At 49.5% G+C, this 23,158-nt stretch carries 22 protein-coding genes; 14 read left to right on the top strand and 8 right to left on the bottom strand.

Annotation, left to right across the window (positions count from 1 at the left end; genetic code table 11):
- Window positions 1–82 precede the first annotated feature (82 nt).
- Window positions 83–2,017: a protein kinase YeaG gene (gene yeaG / locus NNO03_RS06595; protein WP_005120355.1), complete on the bottom strand. Its 1,935-nt coding sequence runs from the start codon at window positions 2,015–2,017 to the stop codon at window positions 83–85.
- Between the two features lie 433 nt (window positions 2,018–2,450).
- On the opposite strand from yeaG, the gene NNO03_RS06590 reads away from it, so the two are divergent.
- From NNO03_RS06590 to NNO03_RS06575, 4 genes are all read left to right on the top strand, one after another.
- Window positions 2,451–3,197 carry a MipA/OmpV family protein gene (locus NNO03_RS06590; protein ID WP_048212595.1) on the top strand — a complete coding sequence of 249 codons (747 nt, stop codon included), beginning with the start codon at window positions 2,451–2,453 and terminating at the stop codon, window positions 3,195–3,197.
- Window positions 3,198–3,778: 581 nt separating this feature from the next.
- Window positions 3,779–4,021: a hypothetical protein gene (locus NNO03_RS06585; protein WP_271441154.1), complete on the top strand. Its 243-nt coding sequence runs from the start codon at window positions 3,779–3,781 to the stop codon at window positions 4,019–4,021.
- A 10-nt stretch (window positions 4,022–4,031) separates the two neighbouring features.
- Window positions 4,032–4,382, top strand: a complete 351-nt coding sequence (locus tag NNO03_RS06580) for a hypothetical protein (RefSeq protein ID WP_271449122.1) — start codon at window positions 4,032–4,034, stop codon at window positions 4,380–4,382.
- Between the two features lie 178 nt (window positions 4,383–4,560).
- Window positions 4,561–5,415: an aldo/keto reductase gene (locus NNO03_RS06575; protein WP_271449121.1), complete on the top strand. Its 855-nt coding sequence runs from the start codon at window positions 4,561–4,563 to the stop codon at window positions 5,413–5,415.
- A gap of 81 nt (window positions 5,416–5,496) precedes the next feature.
- On the opposite strand, the gene NNO03_RS06570 is transcribed toward NNO03_RS06575, so the two are convergent.
- Both NNO03_RS06570 and gapA read right to left on the bottom strand, forming a co-directional pair.
- Window positions 5,497–6,381, bottom strand: coding sequence for a D-hexose-6-phosphate mutarotase (locus NNO03_RS06570; protein ID WP_271449120.1), 885 nt, complete (start codon window positions 6,379–6,381; stop codon window positions 5,497–5,499).
- 199 nt (window positions 6,382–6,580) lie between these two features.
- Window positions 6,581–7,576 (bottom strand): glyceraldehyde-3-phosphate dehydrogenase, encoded by a 996-nt coding sequence (gapA, locus tag NNO03_RS06565; protein ID WP_003030697.1) that lies wholly within the window; start codon window positions 7,574–7,576, stop codon window positions 6,581–6,583.
- Window positions 7,577–7,917: 341 nt separating this feature from the next.
- Here gapA and msrB point away from each other — a divergent pair, with 341 nt between their 5' ends.
- Both msrB and NNO03_RS06555 read left to right on the top strand, forming a co-directional pair.
- Window positions 7,918–8,331: a peptide-methionine (R)-S-oxide reductase MsrB gene (gene msrB / locus NNO03_RS06560; protein WP_040233651.1), complete on the top strand. Its 414-nt coding sequence runs from the start codon at window positions 7,918–7,920 to the stop codon at window positions 8,329–8,331.
- A gap of 42 nt (window positions 8,332–8,373) precedes the next feature.
- Entirely contained in the window at window positions 8,374–8,649 is a 276-nt protein-coding gene (locus NNO03_RS06555; RefSeq protein WP_271441150.1) for a YeaC family protein, read from the top strand.
- A 44-nt stretch (window positions 8,650–8,693) separates the two neighbouring features.
- Here the strand turns inward: NNO03_RS06555 and yajD are convergent, their stop codons facing one another.
- Entirely contained in the window at window positions 8,694–9,038 is a 345-nt protein-coding gene (gene yajD / locus NNO03_RS06550) for an HNH nuclease YajD (RefSeq protein WP_003832478.1), read from the bottom strand.
- 94 nt (window positions 9,039–9,132) lie between these two features.
- A complete protein-coding gene (locus NNO03_RS06545) occupies window positions 9,133–10,386 on the bottom strand; it encodes a glycoside hydrolase family 18 protein (RefSeq protein ID WP_271449119.1) in 1,254 nt (417 codons plus the stop codon).
- Window positions 10,387–10,682: 296 nt separating this feature from the next.
- Between NNO03_RS06545 and NNO03_RS06540 the strand changes: the two genes are divergently transcribed.
- From NNO03_RS06540 to NNO03_RS06505, 8 genes are all read left to right on the top strand, one after another.
- Complete coding sequence (locus NNO03_RS06540; protein WP_271449118.1) at window positions 10,683–11,759, top strand: zinc-binding dehydrogenase; 1,077 nt, start codon at window positions 10,683–10,685, stop codon at window positions 11,757–11,759.
- Between the two features lie 27 nt (window positions 11,760–11,786).
- Window positions 11,787–13,166 (top strand): MFS transporter, encoded by a 1,380-nt coding sequence (locus tag NNO03_RS06535; RefSeq protein ID WP_271449117.1) that lies wholly within the window; start codon window positions 11,787–11,789, stop codon window positions 13,164–13,166.
- 18 nt (window positions 13,167–13,184) lie between these two features.
- On the top strand, window positions 13,185–14,228 hold the full coding sequence (locus tag NNO03_RS06530) for an NAD(P)-dependent alcohol dehydrogenase (protein ID WP_003832485.1): 1,044 nt from the start codon (window positions 13,185–13,187) through the stop codon (window positions 14,226–14,228).
- A 24-nt stretch (window positions 14,229–14,252) separates the two neighbouring features.
- Complete coding sequence (locus NNO03_RS06525; RefSeq protein ID WP_271449116.1) at window positions 14,253–15,089, top strand: ketose-bisphosphate aldolase; 837 nt, start codon at window positions 14,253–14,255, stop codon at window positions 15,087–15,089.
- Window positions 15,090–15,093: 4 nt separating this feature from the next.
- A complete protein-coding gene (locus NNO03_RS06520; RefSeq protein ID WP_271449115.1) occupies window positions 15,094–16,041 on the top strand; it encodes a carbohydrate kinase family protein in 948 nt (315 codons plus the stop codon).
- Window positions 16,042–16,050: 9 nt separating this feature from the next.
- The gene (locus tag NNO03_RS06515; RefSeq protein WP_137383430.1) at window positions 16,051–17,034 is read left to right on the top strand and encodes an aldo/keto reductase; all 984 of its coding nucleotides are present in this window, start codon (window positions 16,051–16,053) and stop codon (window positions 17,032–17,034) included.
- Window positions 17,035–17,173: 139 nt separating this feature from the next.
- Window positions 17,174–17,932 (top strand): DeoR/GlpR family DNA-binding transcription regulator, encoded by a 759-nt coding sequence (locus NNO03_RS06510; protein ID WP_137383429.1) that lies wholly within the window; start codon window positions 17,174–17,176, stop codon window positions 17,930–17,932.
- A 141-nt stretch (window positions 17,933–18,073) separates the two neighbouring features.
- Window positions 18,074–19,432, top strand: a complete 1,359-nt coding sequence (locus NNO03_RS06505; protein ID WP_137383428.1) for an MFS transporter — start codon at window positions 18,074–18,076, stop codon at window positions 19,430–19,432.
- A gap of 33 nt (window positions 19,433–19,465) precedes the next feature.
- Here NNO03_RS06505 and pncA read toward each other — a convergent pair whose 3' ends face one another.
- The 3 genes from pncA to sppA all read right to left on the bottom strand — a co-directional run bounded on the left by pncA (window position 19,466) and on the right by sppA (window position 23,119).
- On the bottom strand, window positions 19,466–20,104 hold the full coding sequence (gene pncA, locus NNO03_RS06500; RefSeq protein ID WP_271449114.1) for a bifunctional nicotinamidase/pyrazinamidase: 639 nt from the start codon (window positions 20,102–20,104) through the stop codon (window positions 19,466–19,468).
- 14 nt (window positions 20,105–20,118) lie between these two features.
- The gene (gene ansA, locus NNO03_RS06495) at window positions 20,119–21,135 is read right to left on the bottom strand and encodes an asparaginase (protein WP_202038841.1); all 1,017 of its coding nucleotides are present in this window, start codon (window positions 21,133–21,135) and stop codon (window positions 20,119–20,121) included.
- Between the two features lie 127 nt (window positions 21,136–21,262).
- Window positions 21,263–23,119 carry a signal peptide peptidase SppA gene (gene sppA / locus NNO03_RS06490; protein ID WP_271449113.1) on the bottom strand — a complete coding sequence of 619 codons (1,857 nt, stop codon included), beginning with the start codon at window positions 23,117–23,119 and terminating at the stop codon, window positions 21,263–21,265.
- Between the last annotated feature and the right edge of the window lie 39 nt (window positions 23,120–23,158).

Below are 23,158 nucleotides of genomic sequence, written 5' to 3'. Positions count from 1 at the left end.
TGCCGGATGGCGCTGGCGCTATCCGGCCTACGGAACATTATTTTGCAAGCCCGGTAAGCGCATGCGCCACCGGGCACTTATGTTAAGACGATTTCCGTACGCGCAAATACCATTCGCACAGTAAACGTACCTGTTTACGCGTATAGCCTTTTTCCATCATACGGTCGACAAAATCGTCGTGCTTTTTCTGCTCGTCAGTCGAGGTTTTAGCGTTAAACGAAATGACCGGCAGCAACTCTTCGGTATTCGAGAACATTTTCTTCTCAATAACCGTGCGCAGTTTTTCGTAACTGGTCCAGTTTGGATTGCGACCGCTGTTGTTTGCTCTGGCACGCAGAACAAAGTTGACGATCTCGTTACGGAAGTCTTTCGGGTTACTGATACCCGCCGGTTTCTCAATTTTCTCCAGTTCGGAGTTCAGTGACTCGCGATCGAACAGCTGACCGGTATCCGGGTCGCGGTACTCCTGATCCTGAATCCAAAAATCCGCATAGGTAACATAACGATCGAAAATGTTCTGTCCATATTCTGAATAGGACTCAAGGTAAGCCGTCTGGATCTCTTTGCCAATAAACTCGGCGTATTTCGGGATCAGATAGCCCTTCAGGAACTCAAGATAACGTTCAGCCTGCTCCTGCGGGAATTGCTCACGCTCGATTTGCTGCTCAAGCACATAGAACAGATGCACTGGGTTTGCTGCGACTTCGGCATGGTCAAAGTTGAACACGCGGGAGAGGATCTTAAACGCGAAACGCGTGGACAGACCGTTCATCCCCTCATCAACTCCGGCGTAATCCCGGTACTCCTGATACGATTTTGCTTTAGGATCGGTATCCTTCAGGCTTTCACCGTCATAAACGCGCATCTTCGAATATATGCTCGAGTTTTCAGGTTCTTTCAGACGCGAAAGAATGGTGAAACGCGACAGCGTTTCCAGCGTGCCCGGCGCGCATGGTGCGTGGGTCAACTCACTGTGATTAAGCAGTTTTTCGTAGATCTTGATCTCTTCAGAGATACGTAAGCAATACGGGACCTTCACGATGTATACACGGTCGAGGAAGGCTTCGTTATTTTTGTTGTTACGGAACGTCACCCATTCAGATTCGTTCGAGTGGGCGAGAATAATCCCGTTAAACGGCAGGGCAGAGATACCTTCTGTCCCGTTGTAGTTTCCTTCCTGGGTTGCAGTCAGCAGAGGATGCAGCACTTTAATCGGTGCTTTAAACATCTCTACGAATTCCATAATCCCCTGGTTGGAGCGGCACAACGCACCTGAGTAGCCGTAGGCATCAGGATCGTTTTGTGCATGGTGTTCGAGTTTACGAATATCCACTTTCCCGACCAGAGCGGAAATGTCCTGGTTGTTTTCGTCACCAGGCTCCGTTTTAGCGATGGCGATTTGCTCCAGAATGGACGGCCAGACTTTGACGACGCGGAATTTAGTGATGTCCCCGCCGAAATCATGCAAACGCTTCGCAGCCCACGGCGACATGATCGTACCGAGATAGCGACGCGGGACCCCATACTCTTTTTCCAGGATCTGTGCATCTTCCTGCGGATTAAACAGGCATAACGGATGATCGTTAACCGGGCTACGTTCACCATTGGCGCTGAGGACATAAATGGGCACTCTTTGCATCAGCGACTTCAGTCGCTCTGCAAGCGATGATTTTCCCCCTCCCACCGGCCCCAGCAGATACAGGATCTGTTTCTTCTCTTCCAGCCCCTGAGCCGCATGTTTCAGATAAGAAACAATCTGTTCAATTGCGTCTTCCATGCCGTAAAACTCTTCAAAAGCGGGATAACGTGCAATCACCCGATTCGAAAAGAGTCGAGAAAGTCGAGGTTCGTGGGCAGTGTCAACCATGACAGGCTCACCAATAGCCATTAATAGCCGCTCTGCCGCGTTGGCATAAGCACTGCGATCTTGCCGACAAGTGGTAAGAAACTCCTGCAGCGTGAACTCTTCGTCCTTGGCAGCTTCATAACGCTGGCGATAGTGATCGAATATATTCATGGTATGCCGTCCTTTCGTTTTTTAGCACATGTTAAGAGCCGTTCATATGAATAGTAGAGGCCCCTGAAGAGGTAAACTGAACGACGTCGCTGCTGAAGAAATAAGCAACTCTCATGCCATTTCGATGGTCAGGAGATCAACGTATTCGGTGATACACCTTCTAAATTTAAGCGTAGATGGCATTTGCAAAACTTGCCTGTACGCGCAAATGAATTTCAATGGCATATCAATAACTCATCAGCAAAAAAAGCACATGTTATGTAAAGAAATGGGGCTGAATTCATGTGCTGTTCACCGTACTGCAAGCAAAATGTCATCACTCGTTGAGAAATTAGGGGGTTACATTGGGCAGGTAATACGTAAAATAGTTGGGCTGAAGCGTATTGGCGGTTACACTTTCGTCGCTAAACATTTGAATAAGGAATTATGGATTGTGACCAAACTCAAACTTCTGGCACTTGGCGTGCTCATTGCCACGTCCGCGAGCGTCGCGCAAGCAGAAAGCAACCTGACGCTGGGCGCAGGCGTTGGTGTGGTTGAACACCCTTACAAAAACTACGATAGTGACGTTTACCCGGTCCCTGTTGTGACCTATGAAAGCGACAACTTCTGGTTCCGTGGTCTGGGCGGCGGTTACTACCTGTGGAATGACAATACAGATAAATTATCTGTGATGGCGTACTGGTCGCCACTGTACTTCAAGCCGGGCGACAGCGACGATAGCCGTCTGCGCAATCTTGATAAACGTAAGAGCACCATGATGGCCGGGCTTTCTTACGTGCATAACACGCAATATGGTTTCCTGCGTACCAGCCTCGCGGGAGACGCACTGGATAACAGTAATGGTATCGTATGGGATCTGGCATGGCTGTACCGTTATACCAACGGAGGCCTGACGCTGACACCGGGGATTGGTGTTGAGTGGAACAGCGAAAACCAGAACCAGTACTACTATGGTGTATCGCGCCACGAATCGTCTCGCAGTGGTTTACGCAGCTACGATCCTGAAAGCAGCTGGAACCCGTACCTTGAACTCAGCGCCAACTATAATTTCTTAGGCGACTGGAGCGTGTACGGCACTGCGCGTTACACCCGTTTGTCTGATGAAGTGACAGACAGCCCGATGGTAGACAAATCCTGGACGGGTCTGATCTCAACGGGTATCACCTATAAGTTCTGATGCATTTCCAATGCTGAACATGAGCCCGCGTTATGCGGGCTTTTTTATGCCTGACGGGAATGAATGTTGATCTAAAGCATGAGAATTCACGATTTCTGCTGATTCTGCCTTATGCGCTGCTGTAACGAATAATTAACGTGTTTTACCTGGTGTAGTTACCAAAAAGGAACGTATTATTTAATTAGTTTGATATCGATTTTCTTCCAGAGTAAGAAATACAGGTGTCCCAGAACCCATCGTCGTTAGCGACTAACAAAATCTACTGCGGCAATATACTGAAAATGCACTGTTTTGTTATGACGCCTGGACCTCAATTAACCTTGCAAGGGGTGTTGCAAATATCTGACAATTATTTTGAGCGTCTAACTTAACCATGAAAGTCATCTTTCATGTGAAAAGTAAAAATCAAAGCGTTTAATTTTTATTTTACATTCTTTAGGTAATTATCTGAAAAAATTAAAATTGACATTAAATATTCTATTGCAGATATTACTCAAACTTAAAAAGTAGCGAGAGTAATTCTTCCTTGCAGAAATATAATCTGCGATGAAGGTTTTTTGAGAATAAACCTGGTATAGATAATGAAAAAGTTAATCATGATAGCTGTGATGGGCGGGGTTCTGGCGGGTTGTTCTACCGAGGCCTCTCGCATGAATGACTGTGAGAACAAGGGCGTCAGTCGGGACGCATGCTACGTTGCTGAGCAGAATCGTCAGGCTACAATTAATGCTGCAGCGGAAAAACAGGCTATGGAAAATGCACAGAGCCTGTACAGCACAAATGATGGTAACTCCAGTCATCATCATAATCACAATAAATATTAAGGTTTTCCTCATGAGAAAATTAATTATTATCGCTGCGCTGGTGGCATCAACTGTTGCACCTGCTCATGCTATTAGCGAGGCTTACCGCCGCCAGTTACAACATGATCATAAAACCATGGTTAGCGAAGCGAATGCTCCGGTTAACGCCAGTACGGTAAAACCCATACATGTAAAGAAACTGGGAGTTGATTTTAAACGTGGCACCGATGGCATTGCCTATATTAATGGTAGCCCGGCAGCAAATGATGAAAATAATGCAGATGCGCAAACCTACAGTGCAGGCTTGATTTCGGTTATTGTATATAAGAATGGAAAAATAAACGCCATGCAAGAAGGTAAATATTTAGGCCGTTTAAAATAATCTCTGCACAACTAACAAGTTATCTGTCTAAGCCCGGGAATAAATACTGTTCCCGGGTTTTTTATTGCATCTGATTAACGACGAACCCTCCAAACGAAGATGGTGCAATTTGTGCACCATCACAGGACACATCACCCGTGTTTTGCTTTACTGTGGTGCATGTACTCGGGGGGGAACTATGACAGTAAAACAGGTGATGTTTACCGAGCAGGTTTCACTTCCTGCTATAGGGCAGGGAACATGGAACATGGGGGAGAGGCCGCACTGTCGCTGTGATGAAGTCTCGGCGTTGCAGGCTGGCCTGGATCTGGGGCTGCGCCTGATTGATACGGCTGAAATGTATGCTGATGGTGCAGCAGAAGAGATTGTTGGCGAAGCATTAGCGGGACGGCGCGATGGTGCATTTTTGGTTTCAAAAGTTTATCCATGGAATGCTGGTGGCCAGAAAGCGATTGCTGCCTGTGAAGGCAGTCTGCGCCGGCTGAAAACCGACTATCTGGATCTCTATTTGCTGCACTGGACGGGTGACTTTACTTATGAAGAAACCGTCAGCGCCATGGAAAAACTCATCGCTCAGGGGAAAATTCGTCGATGGGGTGTTTCAAATCTTGATTATGACGAGATGCAGGCGCTATGGCAGGTTGCGGGTGGACGGCAATGCGCCACTAACCAGGTGCTATATCATTTAGCGTCGCGCGGCATTGAATATGACTTGCTGCCATGGTGTCAGCAACAGCAGATACCGGTTATGGCCTATAGCCCGTTGGCACAGGCAGGACGGTTGCGCAGTGGTCTGTTCACTCATTCGGTGATTAACGACATTGCACGTGCACATGATGCCAGTGCCGCCCAGATCCTGCTGGCATGGGTCATTCGTCAACCGGGTGTGATCGCGATTCCAAAAGCGGCGAGTGTGGCGCACGTCGAACAGAATGCGGCTGCGTTAGAGATAACGCTTTCTGCTGATGAGTTAAGGTTATTAGATAAGGCCTGGCCTGCTCCAGCAGGCAAAACAGCGCTGGATATGGCCTGATAGCGATGTTTACTTCTCTTATCCGGCCTATGCAATGCGTCGGTAGGCCGGATAAGTCGCCATCAGGCAACAGGCAAAATCTTATCGTTTCGCAACACGAATAGTTTGCGCCAGACGAGAAGGTTTCTCTTCGGTGGTTTTCTGCGGTGCGGTTGCGTATGCTGTTTCTACGCAAACAAACGTTTTGTAGCCATCGTCCGGCATGTCACCCATGCTGACCGACAGCGCCGGACCCGGGTTCCAACCCACAACGTTCAGATGGTGGTGGTGCACGACATCGATATTACGCTTGAGCGAACCATCATGGATGACGCTGCATGCTTCCGGGTTCAGATAAACGCGGTCAGTACGATCCGGGAAGGTCTGGATACCATCGGCCAGCATATCTTCTTTTGCATCGTTCACTTTATCGATCAGGCGGTCGCCAAGACCACTGACTTTCACTGCGGCAATATCACCCACGTTGAAGTAGGTATGCAGTGCGGAGGTAGTTTCAAACTCGCCGTGTGCTTCCAACTCGATTTCACAGGTTGCGCCGACTTTGAAACGGGCAAGCAGGGTAAAGTCGTGTGGCCAAAGCTGACGCGTTTCAGCGTTGCTTTGCAGCTCAAACGTCAGAACCACGCCGTTGTCATCTTCGTTATGCGCCTTCAGCGTCCAGGGCAGGTTACGCGCGAAGCCGTGAGAAGGCAGACCTTGCTGAGTCGCCGGGCCAAACCACGGCCAACAAATCGGTACGCCACCCCGCAGCGCTACGCCAGTTTTAAACGGTGTGTTATTGCTTAACCAGAGAACTTCGTCCTCGCTGTTTGGTTTCCAGGACAGAAGGTGCGCGCCCTGCAGTGCGAAAGAGGCTTTAACCTGAGGGTGATCGACAACAATAACCTCCAGCTCATCAAGCTGGCGGCGGGAGAGGACAGGGGTAATTTGTTCGATTACTGGAAGTGCAAAAATTTTATTAATCATTACGCAATCCTTTTTAACCCTAAATATTTCGAGTTGCAGGACGGCGGCAAGTGAACGAACCCCCGATGAGCTTACTGTAGTAAGTGATTCGGGTGAGAGAGCGTAGCCAACACACCTGCAATTTGAAGTATGACGGGTATCTTCGGGCAAAAAAAAGAGCGACCTGAGTCGCTCTTACAGATTACTGTCTCATCTCAACTTATTTGGAGATGTGAGCAATCAGATCCAGAACTTTGTTGGAGTAACCAGTTTCGTTGTCGTACCAGGAAACCAGTTTCACGAAGTTGTCGTTCAGAGCGATACCTGCTTTAGCATCGAACACGGAAGTGCAAACTTCGCCGTTGAAATCGGTAGATACAACGTCGTCTTCGGTGTAACCCAGAACGCCTTTCATCGGGCCTTCGGAAGCAGCTTTGATTGCTTTCTTAATTTCTTCGTAAGAAGCAGCTTTTTCCAGACGAACGGTCAGGTCAACAACAGATACGTTCGGGGTCGGAACGCGGAACGCCATACCAGTCAGTTTGCCATTCAGTTCTGGCAGTACTTTACCTACAGCTTTAGCAGCACCGGTAGAGGACGGGATGATGTTCTGGGATGCGCCGCGGCCGCCGCGCCAGTCTTTGTGAGACGGGCCATCAACGGTTTTCTGAGTAGCGGTGGTCGCGTGAACAGTCGTCATCAGACCTTCGATGATGCCGAAGTTGTCGTTGATAACTTTAGCCAGCGGAGCCAGGCAGTTAGTGGTGCAGGAAGCGTTAGAAACGATGTCCTGGCCTTCGTATTTGTCAAAGTTAGCGCCTTTAACAAACATCGGAGTGTTGTCTTTGGAAGGACCAGTCAGAACAACTTTTTTCGCGCCAGCAGTGATGTGCTTACGAGCGGTTTCATCTGTCAGGAACAGGCCAGTAGCTTCAGCTACTACGTCAACACCAACTTCGTCCCATTTCAGGTTAGCCGGATCACGTTCAGCGGTAACACGGATTTTTTTACCGTTTACGATCAGATGACCGTCTTTCACTTCAACGGTACCGTTGAAACGGCCGTGAGTGGAGTCATATTTCAGCATGTAAGCCATGTAGTCAGCGTCTAACAGGTCGTTGATTGCAACGATCTCGATGTCAGAACGTTCTTGAGCAGCACGGAAAACAATGCGACCGATACGGCCAAAACCGTTGATACCTACTTTGATAGTCATATATTCCACCAGCTATTTGTTAGTGAATAAAAGGTTGCCTGTAAAATTACAAAAACCTTACGCAGCGTCAAGCGGAATCGTGTCAATCATTGCGACAAATCAAACTGCTGCTTAAGCTTTGCGCAACTGACTCGCCTCACTCTTCCTTTGGGCTTGAAACCACATGGGGGCGGCGGCCCGAATTTTAAAGGGCAATCAAGATAAAAACGTGATGTTGATCACGATTCCTGGGCTGCCATTTCGCACGGATCAAGTTTAGAACAAAAGTTCGCACTACGGTGTTAATGTTTTGTTAGAATCTGTCTCGCGATGTGAGTTTAGATAAAGCGAGATGTGAGCAAATGGCTAAGCAACCTTCCCCAGAAGAACTGAAAAAAAATTTGTCCGAAATGCAGTTTTACGTGACACAAAATCATGGGACAGAACCGCCATTTACCGGGCGTTTGCTGCACAATAAGCGTGATGGCATCTACCACTGTCTTATCTGCGATAATCCCTTGTTTCGTTCAGAGACAAAATACGATTCTGGCTGCGGCTGGCCTAGCTTTTACGAGCCGGTGAGCGAAGAGGCTATCCGTTACATAAAAGACACGTCTCATGGCATGCAGCGCATTGAAATCCGCTGTGGAAACTGTGATGCGCATCTGGGGCATGTCTTTCCGGATGGGCCTCAGCCCACAGGCGAGCGCTACTGCGTTAATTCAGCGTCATTGAACTTCACAGACGGCGAAAACGGTGAGCAAACGAAAGGCTGAAGAAACGATTCAGCTAATTATTCTACGGAGAGTGGATTTAACATGAATCTTGATGAGATGATCGACAGCATGACGCCGGAAGTTTATCAGCGCTTATCGACAGCCGTTGAACTGGGAAAATGGCCGGATGGCGTCGCGCTGACCGCAGAACAAAAAGAGAACAGTTTGCAACTGGTGATGTTATGGCAGGCACGTAACAACACGAATGCGCAACACATGACTATCGATACCAACGGTGAGATGGTGATGAAGAGTAAGCAGCAACTAAAAGTGGAGTTTGGCATTACGCCTGAGCCGATTGCGACGTTTAAATCCTGATGGTAGATGCCCGGTGAGCGTTTATGCCGGGCATATGCAGTAGACTACTTTTTGTTCATCATCGCTTTAAGGTCAGCAAACGGATTATATTTCGCTTCGCCGACGGCCTTCTGCGCGTCTTCTCCGGCAACCACTGTTGAACCATACTGGTCCGCTTCCGTATATTTGGAATGCTCATGATCGTGGCAGTACAGGCACAACATCTCCCAGTTGCTACCATCTTCCGGGTTGTTAGAGTGGTCGTGATCGATATGGTGTACGGTCAATTCGCGCAGATTTGAGTACACGAACTCGCGGGAACAACGTCCACAGACCCAGGGAAAGAGCTTAAGTGCCTTTTCCCGATAACCGACTTCCAGACGGGCGTAATTTTTAGGGATGAAAGCCATACCAGCTCATGCCTCCAGTAGAAGATGAAAAGCTGCGCCAGAGAATGGCGCAGCGGATTGCGATAATCATAACCTATTGTGGCAAGCGTTGGGATCAGTGTTTGATACCCAATGAATCGGCCAACTGCTTCGCTAACTGGTTTTTATCATCCGCACCATACTCCCAGAACATAGCGCCTCCCAGTCCCTTGCTTTTGATGTAGTCCGCTTTGATGGCAACAGAGCGCGGGTTTTCGTAGGAGAGGGCGAAAAGTGCTTTTCCGTCGGCAGACTGCACCGACAACCACGGCACTTTTGCTTCATCATCCCAGTGTTGGGTAAAGCGTTTTTGTGGATCGTTGATGAGCTTCGCCACAATGTCGTTGTACTTCACATAGGTATCTTTGCTCAGATCAACGCCCAGTGATTTGAACAGCGCAATGTGTTGTGGCTCAAAATAGGGCTGAGTGGCTGGATTTTTCTGTGCGTCGGGTTTGCTCCAGTCAATCCCTGGCTCAACGGCGCGTTTAGGCACGCGACCGTAGAACCCAATACCCAGGTTCATCTGAGCGGGCTTTAGCCCTGCTGCGAGGTAGTTATTGACGACAAAATCGGCGCTGTACTTATCCGCTTCGGCGACCGTTGGCCACGTCGTCGAATCGTACAGGTTTGAGTTGAAGTACTGAGTGCCGTAAGCCATATCGTAGGTCATCAGATTGATGTAATCGAGTAATGGCGCAATGGCTTTGACGTCTACCCAGCTTTTCGGGCTTTCAGCGTTTGCACCGACTGCGATGGTCACCAGTTTTTTATGCCCCACTGCGGCACGTAACTCCTTCAGCAGCGAAGTAAAGTTCGCACGATCGGCCGGTTTACTTTCAACTAACCCCCATGCACCGTTTACCGGATACTCCCAGTCGAGGTCGATACCATCCAGGCCATATTTCGCAATGATGTCTTGCACCGACTGAATAAATACCGCCCGGGATTCTTTTGTGGCCGCAGCGCCTGAGAATCCACGCGCCCCCCAACCACCAACGGAAAGCAGAACTTTAAGATTCGGGTTCTGTTTACGCAATTCCGGGATCTTATGCAGATCAGACTGCACTTTTTCTGAAAGCCAAATTTGATGCAGCTTACTGGCATCTTTTAGCGCGTCATTGGTTTCGTCCTTCTCGTTGTTATAGATCAGGCCAAATGAGTAGTTCAGGTGGGTTATCTGGCGAACATCCAGTTTGTCGATATCGCCGCCAGGACCGGCAGTGACGTCGCCGCCGCCGTTGAAGTAGCCGACAGACATCAGTGAGTTAGCGGAAACAACGCTGGCACAGAGCAGGGGTAATGCTGCCAACAAAGGCAAAAGTTTCATCGGAGTTCCTCTTTGACAATTAAAAAAGCAAACACGCCACGGAAATGGCGTGGCGAAAAAAACAGCTCTTGTAGGTTAACAGTTTCATAACAGGAAAAATGCGAAGGGGTTCACGTCACTTTAGCGAAGCGACTGCCATGTTCCTTTGTTTTTCAGTTCATCGTTGCACTTATTTGTGATCTGAGTTGTGAAATACAGAATTTTATCTGCGTTGTAAAGATTTGATGTTGACCTCAAAAATTATATGGATAAGTATGATGACCACTGATGCAAAACTAAACACAAAGGAAAATTCAATGAAAGCACTGGCAAGATTTGGCAAGGCCTTTGGCGGCTATAAGATGATTGATGTACCGGAACCGGTTTGTGGCCCGGATGACATCGTGATTGAAATCAAAGCGGCGGCTATCTGCGGCGCGGACATGAAACACTACAATGCTGATAGCGGATCCGATCAGTTTAACTCCATCCGCGGCCATGAGTTCGCCGGTAAAATTGTCCGCGTTGGCGACAAAGTTAAGGACTGGAAAGTCGGTCAGCGGGTGGTTTCTGACAATAGTGGACATGTCTGCGGCGTTTGCCCAGCCTGCGAACAAGGCGATTTTCTGTGTTGTACAGAAAAAGTGAACTTAGGTCTCGACAACAACACATGGGGCGGAGGGTTCTCGAAATATTGCCTGGTGCCGGGGGAAATCCTCAAAATTCACCGCCATGCGCTGTGGGAAATCCCACAAGGCGTTGATTATGAAGAAGCGGCGGTGCTGGATCCTATCTGTAACGCCTACAAATCTATCGCTCAGCAATCCAAATTCCTTCCCGGCCAGGACGTTGTGGTTTTCGGCACCGGTCCATTGGGACTCTTTTCGGTCCAGATGGCGCGCATTATGGGGGCCGTCAATATCGTGATGGTCGGGCTGGAAGAGGACGTCGCCGTACGCTTCCCGATCGCCAAAGAGCTGGGGGCGACTGCGGTTGTCAACGGTTCCACCGAAGATGTGGTCGCGCGCTGCCAGGAAATCTGCGGTAAAGACAATCTGGGGCTGGTCATCGAATGCTCCGGTGCCAATATCGCCCTTAAACAATCTATTGAAATGCTGCGTCCAAACGGTGAAGTCGTCCGCGTTGGCATGGGCTTTAAACCTCTCGATTTCTCCATCAACGACATCACCGCGTGGAACAAAAGCATCATTGGTCATATGGCCTATGACTCCACGTCCTGGCGCAACGCCATCCGCCTGCTGGCCAGCGGCGCGATCAAAGTTAAACCGATGATCACTCACCGTATCGGCCTGTCGCAATGGCGCGAAGGGTTTGACGCCATGGTCGATAAAACCGCGATTAAGGTCATCATGACCTACGACTTTGATGAATAACCTCATTTATTAAAGGAAGGTTCCCGGATGGAACAGATAGCAAAACCGTACTGCGGCGCGAGGTTGGACAGGCTGCCTGACTGCCGTTGGCACACGTCGATGTTTGCGATGGTTGCCTTTGGATTACTGGTTTGTTGGAGTAATGCCGTTGGCGGATTAATTCTTGCGCAGTTAAAAGAACTCGGCTGGACCGATAATTCCACTACCGCCACGTTTTCTGCCATTACGACGGCGGGAATGTTTCTTGGTGCGCTTGCCGGGGGAATTATCGGGGATAAAACCGGGCGCAAAAATGCCTTTATCCTGTATGAAGCGATTCATATTATTTCTATGATCGTTGGTGCGTTTTCGCCAAATATGACCTTCCTTATTGCCTGCCGTTTTGTGATGGGGGTGGGATTAGGTGCGCTGCTGGTGACTCTGTTTGCCGGGTTCACCGAATATATGCCTGGCAGAAATCGCGGTACCTGGTCCAGTAGGGTCTCGTTTATCGGTAATTGGTCTTATCCGCTGTGCTCGCTGATTGCGATGGGACTGACGCCGTTAATCAGCGCCGAATGGAACTGGCGCGTGCAGTTGCTGATCCCGGCCGTACTGTCGCTGGTGGCGACCGTTATTGCCTGGCGCTGGTTCCCTGAGTCGCCCCGCTGGCTGGAATCCCGCGGACGCTACGCTGAAGCTGAAAAGGTGATGCGGGCCATTGAAGAAGGGGTTGTTCAGCAGACCGGCAAGCCGCTGCCGCCTGTGGTAATTGAAGATGATGGCAAAGCCCCGCGCACGGTACCTTATTCGGCCTTATTAACGGGTGTGTTACTGAAGCGCGTTATTTTAGGTTCCTTTGTCCTGATTGCCATGAACGTTGTGCAGTACACCTTAATTAACTGGCTGCCGACCATATTTATGACTCAGGGTATTAACCTGAAAGATTCCATTGTTTTAAATACCATGAGTATGTTCGGTGCGCCGTTTGGGATTTTTATCGCCATGCTGGTGATGGATAAAATTCCCAGAAAGACCATGGGAGTGGGCTTATTAGTATTAATCGCCGTGCTGGGATATATCTACTCGCTGCAAACCAGCATGCTGCTGATTACGCTAATTGGCTTCTTCCTGATTACTTTTGTCTATATGTACGTTTGCTACGCTTCGGCGGTGTATGTACCGGAAATATGGCCGACCGAAGCGAAACTTCGCGGTTCTGGTCTGGCGAATGCGGTAGGGCGTATCAGCGGTATCGCCGCGCCTTATGCGGTCGCGGTATTGCTTAACGGTTATGGCGTAACGGGGGTGTTTGTCCTGCTGGGTGCGGTCTCCATTATTGTCGCTGTCGCCATTGCTACCATCGGAATTGAAACCAAAGGCGTCTCTGTCGAAAGCCTCGGTATTGATGCAGTTACCAGCAAATAATATTGATGGGGAAATAAAATGAAAAATTCAAAAGCGATATTAAAAACGCCGGGCACGATGAAAATTATTGCCGCCGATATCCCGGTACCCAAAGAGCATGAAGTACTGATCAAAATTGAATATGTAGGTATTTGCGGTTCAGATGTTCACGGTTTCGAATCAGGTCCCTTTATTCCGCCAAAAGACCCAAACCAGGAAATTGGCCTCGGACATGAATGTGCCGGTACGGTGGTGGCGGTAGGAAACCGCGTCAGTAAATTTAAACCGGGCGACCGGGTGAACATTGAACCCGGCGTGCCGTGCGGTCACTGCCGCTACTGTCTGGAGGGCAAATACAACATCTGTCCTGATGTCGACTTTATGGCCACGCAGCCTAATTATCGCGGCGCGCTAACCCACTATCTGTGCCATCCGGAGAGCTTCACTTACAAGCTGCCCGATAACATGGACACCATGGAAGGCGCGCTGGTAGAGCCTGCGGCGGTAGGGATGCATGCCGCAATGCTGGCAGACGTTAAACCGGGCAAGAAAATTGTCATTCTGGGGGCGGGCTGTATTGGTTTAATGACCCTGCAAGCCTGTAAATGTTTGGGTGCTACCGACATCGCCGTTGTTGATGTTTTGGAAAAACGTCTGGCCATGGCCGAGCAGCTTGGTGCGACGACGGTGATCAACGGAGCGAAAGAGGACACCGTTGCCCGCTGTCAGCAGTTCTCCGGCGATATGGGGGCTGACATTGTTTTTGAAACTGCCGGCTCGGCGATCACCGTTAAGCAGGCTCCGTACCTGGTGATGCGCGGCGGGAAAATCATGATCGTTGGGACGGTTCCCGGTGATTCGGCGATTAATTTCCTCAAAATTAACCGTGAAGTCTCCATTCAGACCGTTTTTCGCTACGCCAACCGCTATCCGGTCACTATTGAAGCCATTTCCTCCGGGCGTTTCGATGTCAAGTCGATGGTGACACATATTTATGATTATGAAGATGTTCAGCGCGCGTTTGATGAGTCAGTCAACAATAAACGCGAAATTATCAAAGGCGTTATTAAAGTTAACCATTAATTTATTGAAAAGGGAGAAACAACTATGCTGGCAGATATTAAATATTGGGAAAATGATGCCCAGAATAAACATTATGCGATTGCCCACTTTAACGTGTGGAATGCGGAAATGTTAATGGGGGTGATCGATGCGGCGGAAGAATCTAAATCGCCGGTGATTATCTCCTTCGGCACCGGTTTTGTCGGTAATACCTCGTTTGAAGATTTTTCGCATATGATGGTTTCGATGGCGAAAAAAGCCTCGGTGCCGGTTATTACCCATTGGGACCACGGGCGCAGCATGGAAATTATCCATAACGCCTGGACCCACGGCATGAATTCGCTGATGCGCGATGCCTCTGCCTTTGATTTTGAAGAGAATATTCGTCTGACAAAAGAGGCTGTGGATTTTTTCCATCCGCTGGGCGTGCCGGTTGAAGCTGAACTGGGCCACGTGGGGAATGAAACGGTTTATGAAGAAGCGCTGGCGGGCTATCACTATACCGACCCGAGCCAGGCGGCGGAATTTGTCGAGCGTACCGGCTGCGATTCTCTGGCGGTAGCGATTGGTAACCAGCACGGTGTCTATACTTCAGAGCCGAAACTGAATTTCGACGTGGTCAAACGCGTGCGCGAGGCGGTATCCGTTCCGCTGGTGCTGCACGGCGCGTCCGGCATTAGCGATGCGGATATCAAAAAGGCCATTTCATTAGGTATTTCGAAAATCAATATTCATACCGAACTGTGCCAGGCGGCAATGGCGGCGGTGCAGGAGAACCAGAATCAGCCGTTCCTGCACGTTGAGCGTGAAGTTCGCAAAGCGGTAAAAGAGCGCGCGCTGGAGAAAATTAAACTGTTTGGTTCTGACGGTAAAGCGGAATGACAATATGGATAATATCGAGGTTATTTGTATCGGGGCGGCTATTGTTGATATTCCCTTGCAGCCAGTAAGTAAAAATATCTTTGATGTAGATTCTTATCCTTTAGAACGTATTGCGATGACGACGGGAGGCGATGCGATTAATGAAGCGACGATTATTTCTCGTCTCGGACATCGTACTGCATTAATAAGCCGGGTCGGTGACGATGCTGCGGGACATTTTATTGTCGACCATTGTCGTCGGGAGAATATTGATATTCAGAGCCTGAAACAGGATGCGGATATTGATACTTCCATTAACGTGGGTTTGGTCACAGCCGATGGTGAACGCACCTTTGTCACCAACCGCAACGGCAGCCTGTGGAAACTGAATATTAACGATGTTGATTTTGACCGTTTCTCGCAGGCAAAGCTGCTGTCGCTGGCGAGTATTTTTAACAGTCCGCTGCTTGATGGTCAGGCGTTAACGGCCATTTTCACGCAGGCGAAAGCGCATAAGCTCATTATCTGCGCGGATATGATTAAACCGCGGCTGAATGAAACGCTGGACGATATCCGTGAAGCGCTGAGCTACGTGGATTATCTGTTTCCCAATTTTGAGGAGGCAAAACTGCTCACCGGGAAAGAGACGCTGGATGAAATAGCCGATAGTTTTCTGGGCTGCGGCGTGAAAACGGTAGTCATTAAGACCGGCAAGAGAGGCTGTTTTATCAAAAGTGTCGATATGAAAATGGAGGTCCCGGCGGTGTCAGGAATTACCGCCATCGACACCATCGGCGCGGGAGACAATTTCGCCTCGGGGTTTATCTCCGCGCTGCTTGAAGGCAAACCGCTGCGCGAGTGTGCGTTATTTGCTAATGCAACGGCAGCAATATCGGTCCTCAGCGTGGGCGCCACGACGGGCGTGAAGAACAGAAAGCTGGTTGAACAACTTCTCGACGAATATGAAGGGTAATAGCGGCAGATGAAAATGATTCCTTTAGGCATTACGGATATTACGCTCTCCCGTATGGGGCTGGGCACCTGGGCCATCGGCGGCGGTCCGGCATGGAATGGCGATCTTGATTTGCAGGTTTGTATCGACACCATTCTTGAAGCACACCGTTGCGGCATTAATCTGATTGATACCGCTCCGGGGTACAACTTCGGTAATAGCGAAGTGATTGTCGGGCAGGCGCTGAAAAAGCTGCCGCGCAGCGAGATCGTGGTTGAAACCAAATGCGGCATCGTATGGGAGCGAACAGGCAGCCTGTTTAACAAAGTAGGTGATCGCCAGCTGTATAAAAACCTCTCGCCTGAGTCTATTCGCGAAGAGGTTGATGCCAGCCTGCAAAGATTGGGTATCGACAGTATTGATATCTATATGACCCACTGGCAGTCGGTTGAACCCTGTTTTACGCCGATAGCGGAAACCGTTAATACGCTAAACGCCCTAAAGAAAGAAGGGAAAATTCGGTCTATCGGCGCCGCCAACGTGGATGCCGGGCATGTCAGGGAGTACCTCAAGTATGGCGAGCTGGATATCGTGCAGGCCAAGTACAGCATTCTTGATCGCGCGCTGGAAACTGAACTGCTGCCGTTATGCCAGCAGAATGGCATTGTTGTGCAGGTTTATTCCCCACTCGAGCAGGGACTCCTGACCGGGACTATTGATCGAGATTATGTCCCTAGCGGTGCGCGGGCCAACAAAGTCTGGTTCCAACGGGACAATATGCTGCGGGTGATTGACATGCTTGAGCAATGGCAGCCACTGTGCGAGAAATACCGCTGCACAATCCCCGCGCTGGCCTTGGCATGGATTTTAAAGCAAAGCGATTTAATTACCTTACTGAGCGGCGCAACCGCGCCTGAACAGGTTCGCGAGAATGTCGAGGCGTTGACCATTCCTCTGACAGATGATGATTCATTATTGATGAGGCAAATGGCAGAGGCGTTGGATAGCAAATAAGCCAGCAGATAGGATTGACCTCTGTTTCTGTGTAAAAGAGTATTGAAATCTGTGATTCAGACATGTTCTTTTGAAAATAAACATAGCCTGTGAGATACTAGGGTCTTATTATTACTTTGCAGGAAACAGAGGTGTCATCGTGGCGGCAAAAGACAGGATTCAGGCCATTAAGCAAATGGTGGCTAATGATAAGAAAGTGGCGGTATCTAATTTAAGTTCAATCTTTCAGGTAACTGAGGAAACGATTCGCCGCGATCTTGAAAAACTGGAAGATGAAGGTTTTCTGACCCGAACATATGGCGGTGCAGTGCTCAATACTACCGCGTTGTCCGACAATATTCATTTTTATAAGCGTGCAAAATCTTTCTTCGAAGAGAAGCAGATCATTGCCCGTAATGCGTTACCGTTTATTAAAAATAAGACCACGATGGCTGCCGACTCCAGCAGTACTGCGATGGAATTATTAAAGCTATTGAAGGAAAGAAACGATCTGACGTTGCTGACGAACTCAGCGGAAGCGTTTCATGAATTAGCGCAATCTGAGATTAATGTGGTTTCGACTGGGGGAGAGTTAAATAAGAATACACTGTCACTTCAGGGCCGTATCACCAAAGAGATTATCAGCCGCTATCACGTAGATATCATGGTGATGAGCTGCAAAGGGCTGGACATTACAAGCGGTGCGCTTGATTCAAACGAAGCAGAAGCTGAGATCAAAAAAACAATGATTCGTCAGGCGGCAGAGGTCGCTCTGTTAGTCGATCACTCAAAGTTTGATCGTAAAGCATTTGTCCAGTTAGTGGATCTTAGCCATATTAATTACATTATAACAGATAAAGCACCGGGTGCTGAGTGGGTTGAATTTTGCAAGAAAAATAATATCCAGCTTGTGTACTAATGCAGGGCTAAGTAGTCGATATTTTTTAGATTGCATCCGGTTAATGCCAAATAAAAATGATGATGGGAAATGCGACAGATTTACACTGTCGCCTATTGCCATAACAAGTTTATTATATTTTGCTGCATTTGAGGCACCCAGATGGAACAATATGAACATATCGGCGCAAGGCTGGATCGCTTACCTTTTTCAAAGTTTCACTTTCGTATTTTTGGTATTATCAGCTTTGGTTTGTTGCTGACGGGCTTTCTGAGTTATTCCGGTAATGTGGTATTAGCTAAACTGGTTAGTAATGGCTGGTCGAATAACTACCTTAATGCGGCATTTACTTCAGCGCTAATGTTTGGTTATTTTATTGGCTCATTGAGCGGTGGGTTTATCGGCGATTATCTTGGGCGGCGGCAAGCGTTTCGGATGAATTTGCTGATAGTCGGTATTTCTGCAACTGCCGCCTCTTTTGTTCCCAATATGTATTGGTTAATCTTCTTCCGTGGGCTTATGGGGGTAGGAATGGGGGCGCTGATTATGGTGGGTTATGCCTCCTTTACTGAGTTTATTCCCCCGGTGGTACGCGGTAAATGGTCTGCTCGTTTGTCTTTTGTCGGCAACTGGTCACCCATGCTGTCTGCGGCTGTCGGTGTTGTCGTCATCGCCTGTTTCAGCTGGCGAGTGATGTTTTTTCTTGGTGGTGTGGGAATGCTGTTGGCCTGGTATCTGTCAGGAAAATACCTTATTGAGTCTCCCCGGTGGCTGGCAGGCAAAGGTCTGCAAGAAAAGGCGGAAAAGCATATCCTGGATGTAGAACAACAGGTCGAGAAAGAAAAAAAGATCATCTTGCCGCCATGTCCAAATCCTCGAGAAAAAACGGGGTTAAGCACGGTAAATGATTCGTTTTGGTTGTTATTCAAGGGGCAAATGTTACGCCGGACGCTGGTGGCGATCACAGTACTGATCGCGATGAACATCTCGCTGTATACTATTACCGTCTGGATCCCGACAATTTTCGTTAACACCGGTTTTGATGTGACGAAATCTATTTTCATGACCTCGATTATTATGATTGGGGCACCGGTAGGCATTTATATTGCCGCATTAATTATTGACCGCTTCCCACGACGGTTATTTGGCTCAACGCTGCTGATTATTATTGCTATCCTGGGATATTTTTATTCGATTCAAACACAGGAATGGGCGATTTTAAGCTATGGCCTGGTGATGATCTTTTTTTTGTATATGTATGTCTGTTTTGCTTCTGCGGTGTATGTCCCGGAACTTTGGCCAACCCATCTTCGATTGCGAGGTTCCGGTTTTGTGAATGCCGTGGGGAGAATTGTCGCTGTATTTACACCGTACGGGGTTGCTGTATTACTCACTCAGTATGGCGCGGTCACCGTGTTTATTGTGCTCGGCGCTATGCTGGTGGTGTGCTCACTGATCCTGTTTTGTTTTGGTATTGAAACCCGCAGGGTTTCGCTGGAGCAGATATCGAGCCTGGGGTGAGTTTTGCCTGACAGTACGCCATCAGGCAAAACGTTAGCGCTGCGTTTCTTCCCAGTCAGCCAGCGTGTACAGCGTTGCTCCGGCTGCAGCCATTTCCATAAAGGCGTGCACGCTGTCTTCTGGCTGAATATTTACCCCACGGCAACCGTCAGTAATAACGCTGACGGTATAGCCAAGATCGAGCGCATCCAGCACGGTAAATTTTACGCAATAGTCGGTTGCCAGACCCATGATGATCAGTTCAGCCATGCGATTTTCCAGCAGCCAGGCATTAAGCGCGGTTGCCTGACGACGGCCGTTATCAAAAAAGGCGCTGTAACTGTCGACCAGTGGATTTTCACCCTTGGTGAAGGTTTGAGAAATCGCACGCTGGTTCAACAGCGGATGCAGGGCAGCACCTTCGCTATTTTGCACACAGTGATCGGGCCAGAACGTCTGCGGCAGCCCGTCCAGTTGTCCCTGACTGTAAGGCGCAACCTGATGCTGGCTGGCGAAGCTACCGTGATTCGCCGGGTGCCAGTCCAGACTGGCAACGACGGTGTCACCGCGTACGGCGCACCAGTCAATCAGACGGTTGGCAATATCGATTGTGCTGTCACCTTGCGGGACGGCGAGAGCGCCACCGGCGCAAAAGTCATTCTGTAAATCGACCAGCAATAAGGCTCGGGCCATCGTCATAGACTCCTTTACTCGTCCGGTGTGAGCTCACCACGCAGATTTTGCGTCATCGCTTCGCGAATTGCCTGGGTATCCAGGTTCTGACTCAGCAAATAATGCAGCTTGGTAAGCGTAGCTTCGACGGTCATGTCCGCGCCGCCAATGACTCCCGCGTGCGCCAGCGCATTACCCGTCGCGTAACCGCCCATATTGACCTTGCCGGACATGCATTGGGTGAGATTCACCACCACAATGCCACGCGAACTGGCATCTTCAAGCTCTTTCAAAAACTCTTTGTTTTGTGGTGCATTACCGACACCGTAGGATCGAAGAATTAACGCTTTCACGGGCTGGCGCAGGAAATTTCGCACCACGTCAGCAGAGATCCCCGGGTAAATCGTGACCACGCCGATCGGCTGCGGGGTGATGGGGTGAACAATCAGTGAGCCCACACCATGCGGTGCGGGTGGTGTTCCCAGCCGGCGGATGTGGATTCCCGCTTCCAATAGTGGAGCAAGGTTCGGTGAGGCGAAAGCGTCAAAACCGTCAGCATGTGCTTTGGTTGTACGGTTGCCACGAAACAGGCGATTGTTGAAAAACAGGGTGACTTCATTAATCGGGTAATTTGCCGCAACATACAATGCATTCAGCAAATTGATTTGTCCGTCCGAGCGTAGTTCTGCTAGTGGGATTTGTGACCCTGTCACAATGACCGGTTTGCCCAGATTTTCCAGCATAAAAGAGAGCGCCGACGCGGTAAACGCCATGGTGTCGGTACCGTGCAGAATGACAAAACCATCGTAATCGTCATAGTGGGCTTTGATGTCTTCGGCAATATGTTGCCAGTCTTCCGGCGTCATATCGGAGGAATCCATCAGTGGGACGTATTCATGGATGGTGAAGTCTGGCATCTCAGGGCGGTGGAATTCAGGCATCAATGCCAGTTGGCGCTGCAGATGACCCGAAACCGGAATATAACCCTGTTCAGAGCGCTGCATACCTATGGTACCGCCGGTATAGGCAACGTAAATCGATTTCTTTTGCATGACGATTTTCTTAAGGAGTCAGGATATTAATATAGCCGGATGGCTGCTATGCCTTATCCGGCCTAAAAGTTGCGCGATATTCGTAGGCCGGATAAGACGCCTTAGCGTCCTGTCCGGCAATAGCGACTTAACGGACGTTGGCGCAGGTCAGGCAGAACGCATAACGGTTTTGCGGATCGTTAAACGCAGCCAGTTTATCTCCTTCAGCTTTTACCGCGCTGGCAGCAGAAGCCAGCGGTGCCGGGAGCATTGCCTGAAGGGCTTCTGGCAGCATGGCGCGCACCGAACCTGACATGCTGTCCATGACCATATCCACGAAGGTAGGCTCGTCCTGATAATACTCAATGTGCCATTGTTTCAGTTTTGCCAGCTCTGCAGCTTTCGCGACGGCATCATCGAAATCGCCCAGGCTGTCTACCAGTCCGTTTGCTTTCGCATCCTGACCGGTCCAGACATGACCCTGAGCAATTTTATCAATCTGCTCCGGTGTCGTCTTACGCGCATCCGCAACCAGCGTGATAAAGCGCTTATAGCCGTTCTCGATGCTTAACTGCATCATTTGCTGTACTTCCGGCGGTAACGCTTTGGTGATGGAGATATCCGCCAGTGGGGACGTTGCAACACCGTCAGTATGTACGCCAATTGAATCCAGGCTGTTTTCTACGGTATTGATAACACCAAAGATGCCGATGGAGCCGGTCAGGGTGCTGGGGTTTGCCACGATGTAGCTTGCAGGCGTGGAGATCCAGTACCCCCCGGACGCCGCCATGCCGCCCATGGAAACGACAACCGGTTTGCCCGCCGCTTTTGCCGCTGCCAGCTCAGAACGGATCACTTCCGAGGCGCTGACGCTACCGCCAGGGCTATTCACGCGCAGGACAATGGCCTTCACTTTCGGATCGAGGCGTGCTTCACGGATCTGTGCGGTGGTCGTATCGCCACCCACATTCCCTGGCGTTTCCTCTCCGTCCATAATGGCACCGTTGGCGAAGACGACGCCGATGCTGTCCCCGGTATCAGCAGGTGTTTTCAGCGTGTAATCGTAGTAGCTGACAGAGCGGTAGTTTTTATCCGCTTTGCTCCAGCCAAACTGTTTGGTCAGCAACTTTTCGACTTCAGCGCTGGAGGCGAGAGCATCCACCAATTTGTTATCGAGAGCATATTTCGCCGTATCACCGTCGACTTTCGTCAGGCCGTCCAGCATCGCTTGCGCGCCAGGGAATACCTGTTGCGCCGGAATTTGCCGGTTAGCGGCGACCGTATCGAGATAGTTCTGCCACAGCTCGCCAATCCAGCGGCTGTCAGCTTCACGCGCGGCAGGTGACATATCATCACGGATAAACGGCTCGACGGCGGATTTATAGGTACCCACGCGGAATACGTGCGTTGAGACCTTCAGCTTATCCAGCAGGGATTTGTAGTACAGACCGTTGGTGGCAAAGCCGTGCAGATCAACGGAACCCTGCGGAGATAGCCAAATTTTGTTGGCAAAACTTGCCAGGTAATACTGCCCCTGGCTGAAGTTATCGCCTACAGCAAAGACAGGCTTACCGCTGTCGCGGAACTCGCGTAGTGCTTTACCGATATATTGCATCGACGGTTGGTCGGCACCGGCGAAGTTTTTCAAGTCCATCACGATGCCGGTAATGTTGCGGTCATCTTTGGCCTGTCGAATGGTATTCACGATATCGAACAGGGAGTTTTCCTGTAGACGATCGGAACTTGCGCCAAACAGCTGACGACCGATGACACTTAACCGACTGGTGCTTGACGGTTTATCAACAATTACCCCCGAGATATCCAGCAGCAGTGCGCCACGTTCAGCATGTTCGCTGGTGTTGCTGCTACTGACCTGCATCCAGATCCCAACACCCACCAGTACTAAAAAGATAAAGAACAGGTTAAGCACAAATTCACGGACGAAATTGAGTAATCGCCATGTCCATTTAAAAAATCCGGCAATAAATCGCCACAGGGTTCGCATGTATTCTCCCTATCGATTAACAACACGCCCCCGTGAGCC

Source organism: Citrobacter sp. Igbk 16 (assembly GCF_028069755.1).
GTDB lineage: Bacteria > Pseudomonadota > Gammaproteobacteria > Enterobacterales > Enterobacteriaceae > Citrobacter.
Note: the sequence above shows the minus strand (reverse complement) of the source record. Positions and strands in the feature narration are given on the sequence as shown.

Coding starts and splice junctions, on each gene's coding strand:
- yeaG (WP_005120355.1), bottom strand. CDS start 2,017: ATGAATATATTCGATCACTATCGCCAGCGTTATGAAGCTGCCAAGGAC.
- NNO03_RS06585 (WP_271441154.1), top strand. CDS start 3,779: ATGAAAAAGTTAATCATGATAGCTGTGATGGGCGGGGTTCTGGCGGGT.
- NNO03_RS06580 (WP_271449122.1), top strand. CDS start 4,032: ATGAGAAAATTAATTATTATCGCTGCGCTGGTGGCATCAACTGTTGCA.
- NNO03_RS06575 (WP_271449121.1), top strand. CDS start 4,561: ATGACAGTAAAACAGGTGATGTTTACCGAGCAGGTTTCACTTCCTGCT.
- NNO03_RS06570 (WP_271449120.1), bottom strand. CDS start 6,381: ATGATTAATAAAATTTTTGCACTTCCAGTAATCGAACAAATTACCCCT.
- gapA (WP_003030697.1), bottom strand. CDS start 7,576: ATGACTATCAAAGTAGGTATCAACGGTTTTGGCCGTATCGGTCGCATT.
- msrB (WP_040233651.1), top strand. CDS start 7,918: ATGGCTAAGCAACCTTCCCCAGAAGAACTGAAAAAAAATTTGTCCGAA.
- NNO03_RS06555 (WP_271441150.1), top strand. CDS start 8,374: ATGAATCTTGATGAGATGATCGACAGCATGACGCCGGAAGTTTATCAG.
- yajD (WP_003832478.1), bottom strand. CDS start 9,038: ATGGCTTTCATCCCTAAAAATTACGCCCGTCTGGAAGTCGGTTATCGG.
- NNO03_RS06545 (WP_271449119.1), bottom strand. CDS start 10,386: ATGAAACTTTTGCCTTTGTTGGCAGCATTACCCCTGCTCTGTGCCAGC.
- NNO03_RS06540 (WP_271449118.1), top strand. CDS start 10,683: ATGAAAGCACTGGCAAGATTTGGCAAGGCCTTTGGCGGCTATAAGATG.
- NNO03_RS06535 (WP_271449117.1), top strand. CDS start 11,787: ATGGAACAGATAGCAAAACCGTACTGCGGCGCGAGGTTGGACAGGCTG.
- NNO03_RS06530 (WP_003832485.1), top strand. CDS start 13,185: ATGAAAAATTCAAAAGCGATATTAAAAACGCCGGGCACGATGAAAATT.
- NNO03_RS06525 (WP_271449116.1), top strand. CDS start 14,253: ATGCTGGCAGATATTAAATATTGGGAAAATGATGCCCAGAATAAACAT.
- NNO03_RS06520 (WP_271449115.1), top strand. CDS start 15,094: ATGGATAATATCGAGGTTATTTGTATCGGGGCGGCTATTGTTGATATT.
- NNO03_RS06515 (WP_137383430.1), top strand. CDS start 16,051: ATGAAAATGATTCCTTTAGGCATTACGGATATTACGCTCTCCCGTATG.
- NNO03_RS06505 (WP_137383428.1), top strand. CDS start 18,074: ATGGAACAATATGAACATATCGGCGCAAGGCTGGATCGCTTACCTTTT.
- pncA (WP_271449114.1), bottom strand. CDS start 20,104: ATGGCCCGAGCCTTATTGCTGGTCGATTTACAGAATGACTTTTGCGCC.
- ansA (WP_202038841.1), bottom strand. CDS start 21,135: ATGCAAAAGAAATCGATTTACGTTGCCTATACCGGCGGTACCATAGGT.
- sppA (WP_271449113.1), bottom strand. CDS start 23,119: ATGCGAACCCTGTGGCGATTTATTGCCGGATTTTTTAAATGGACATGG.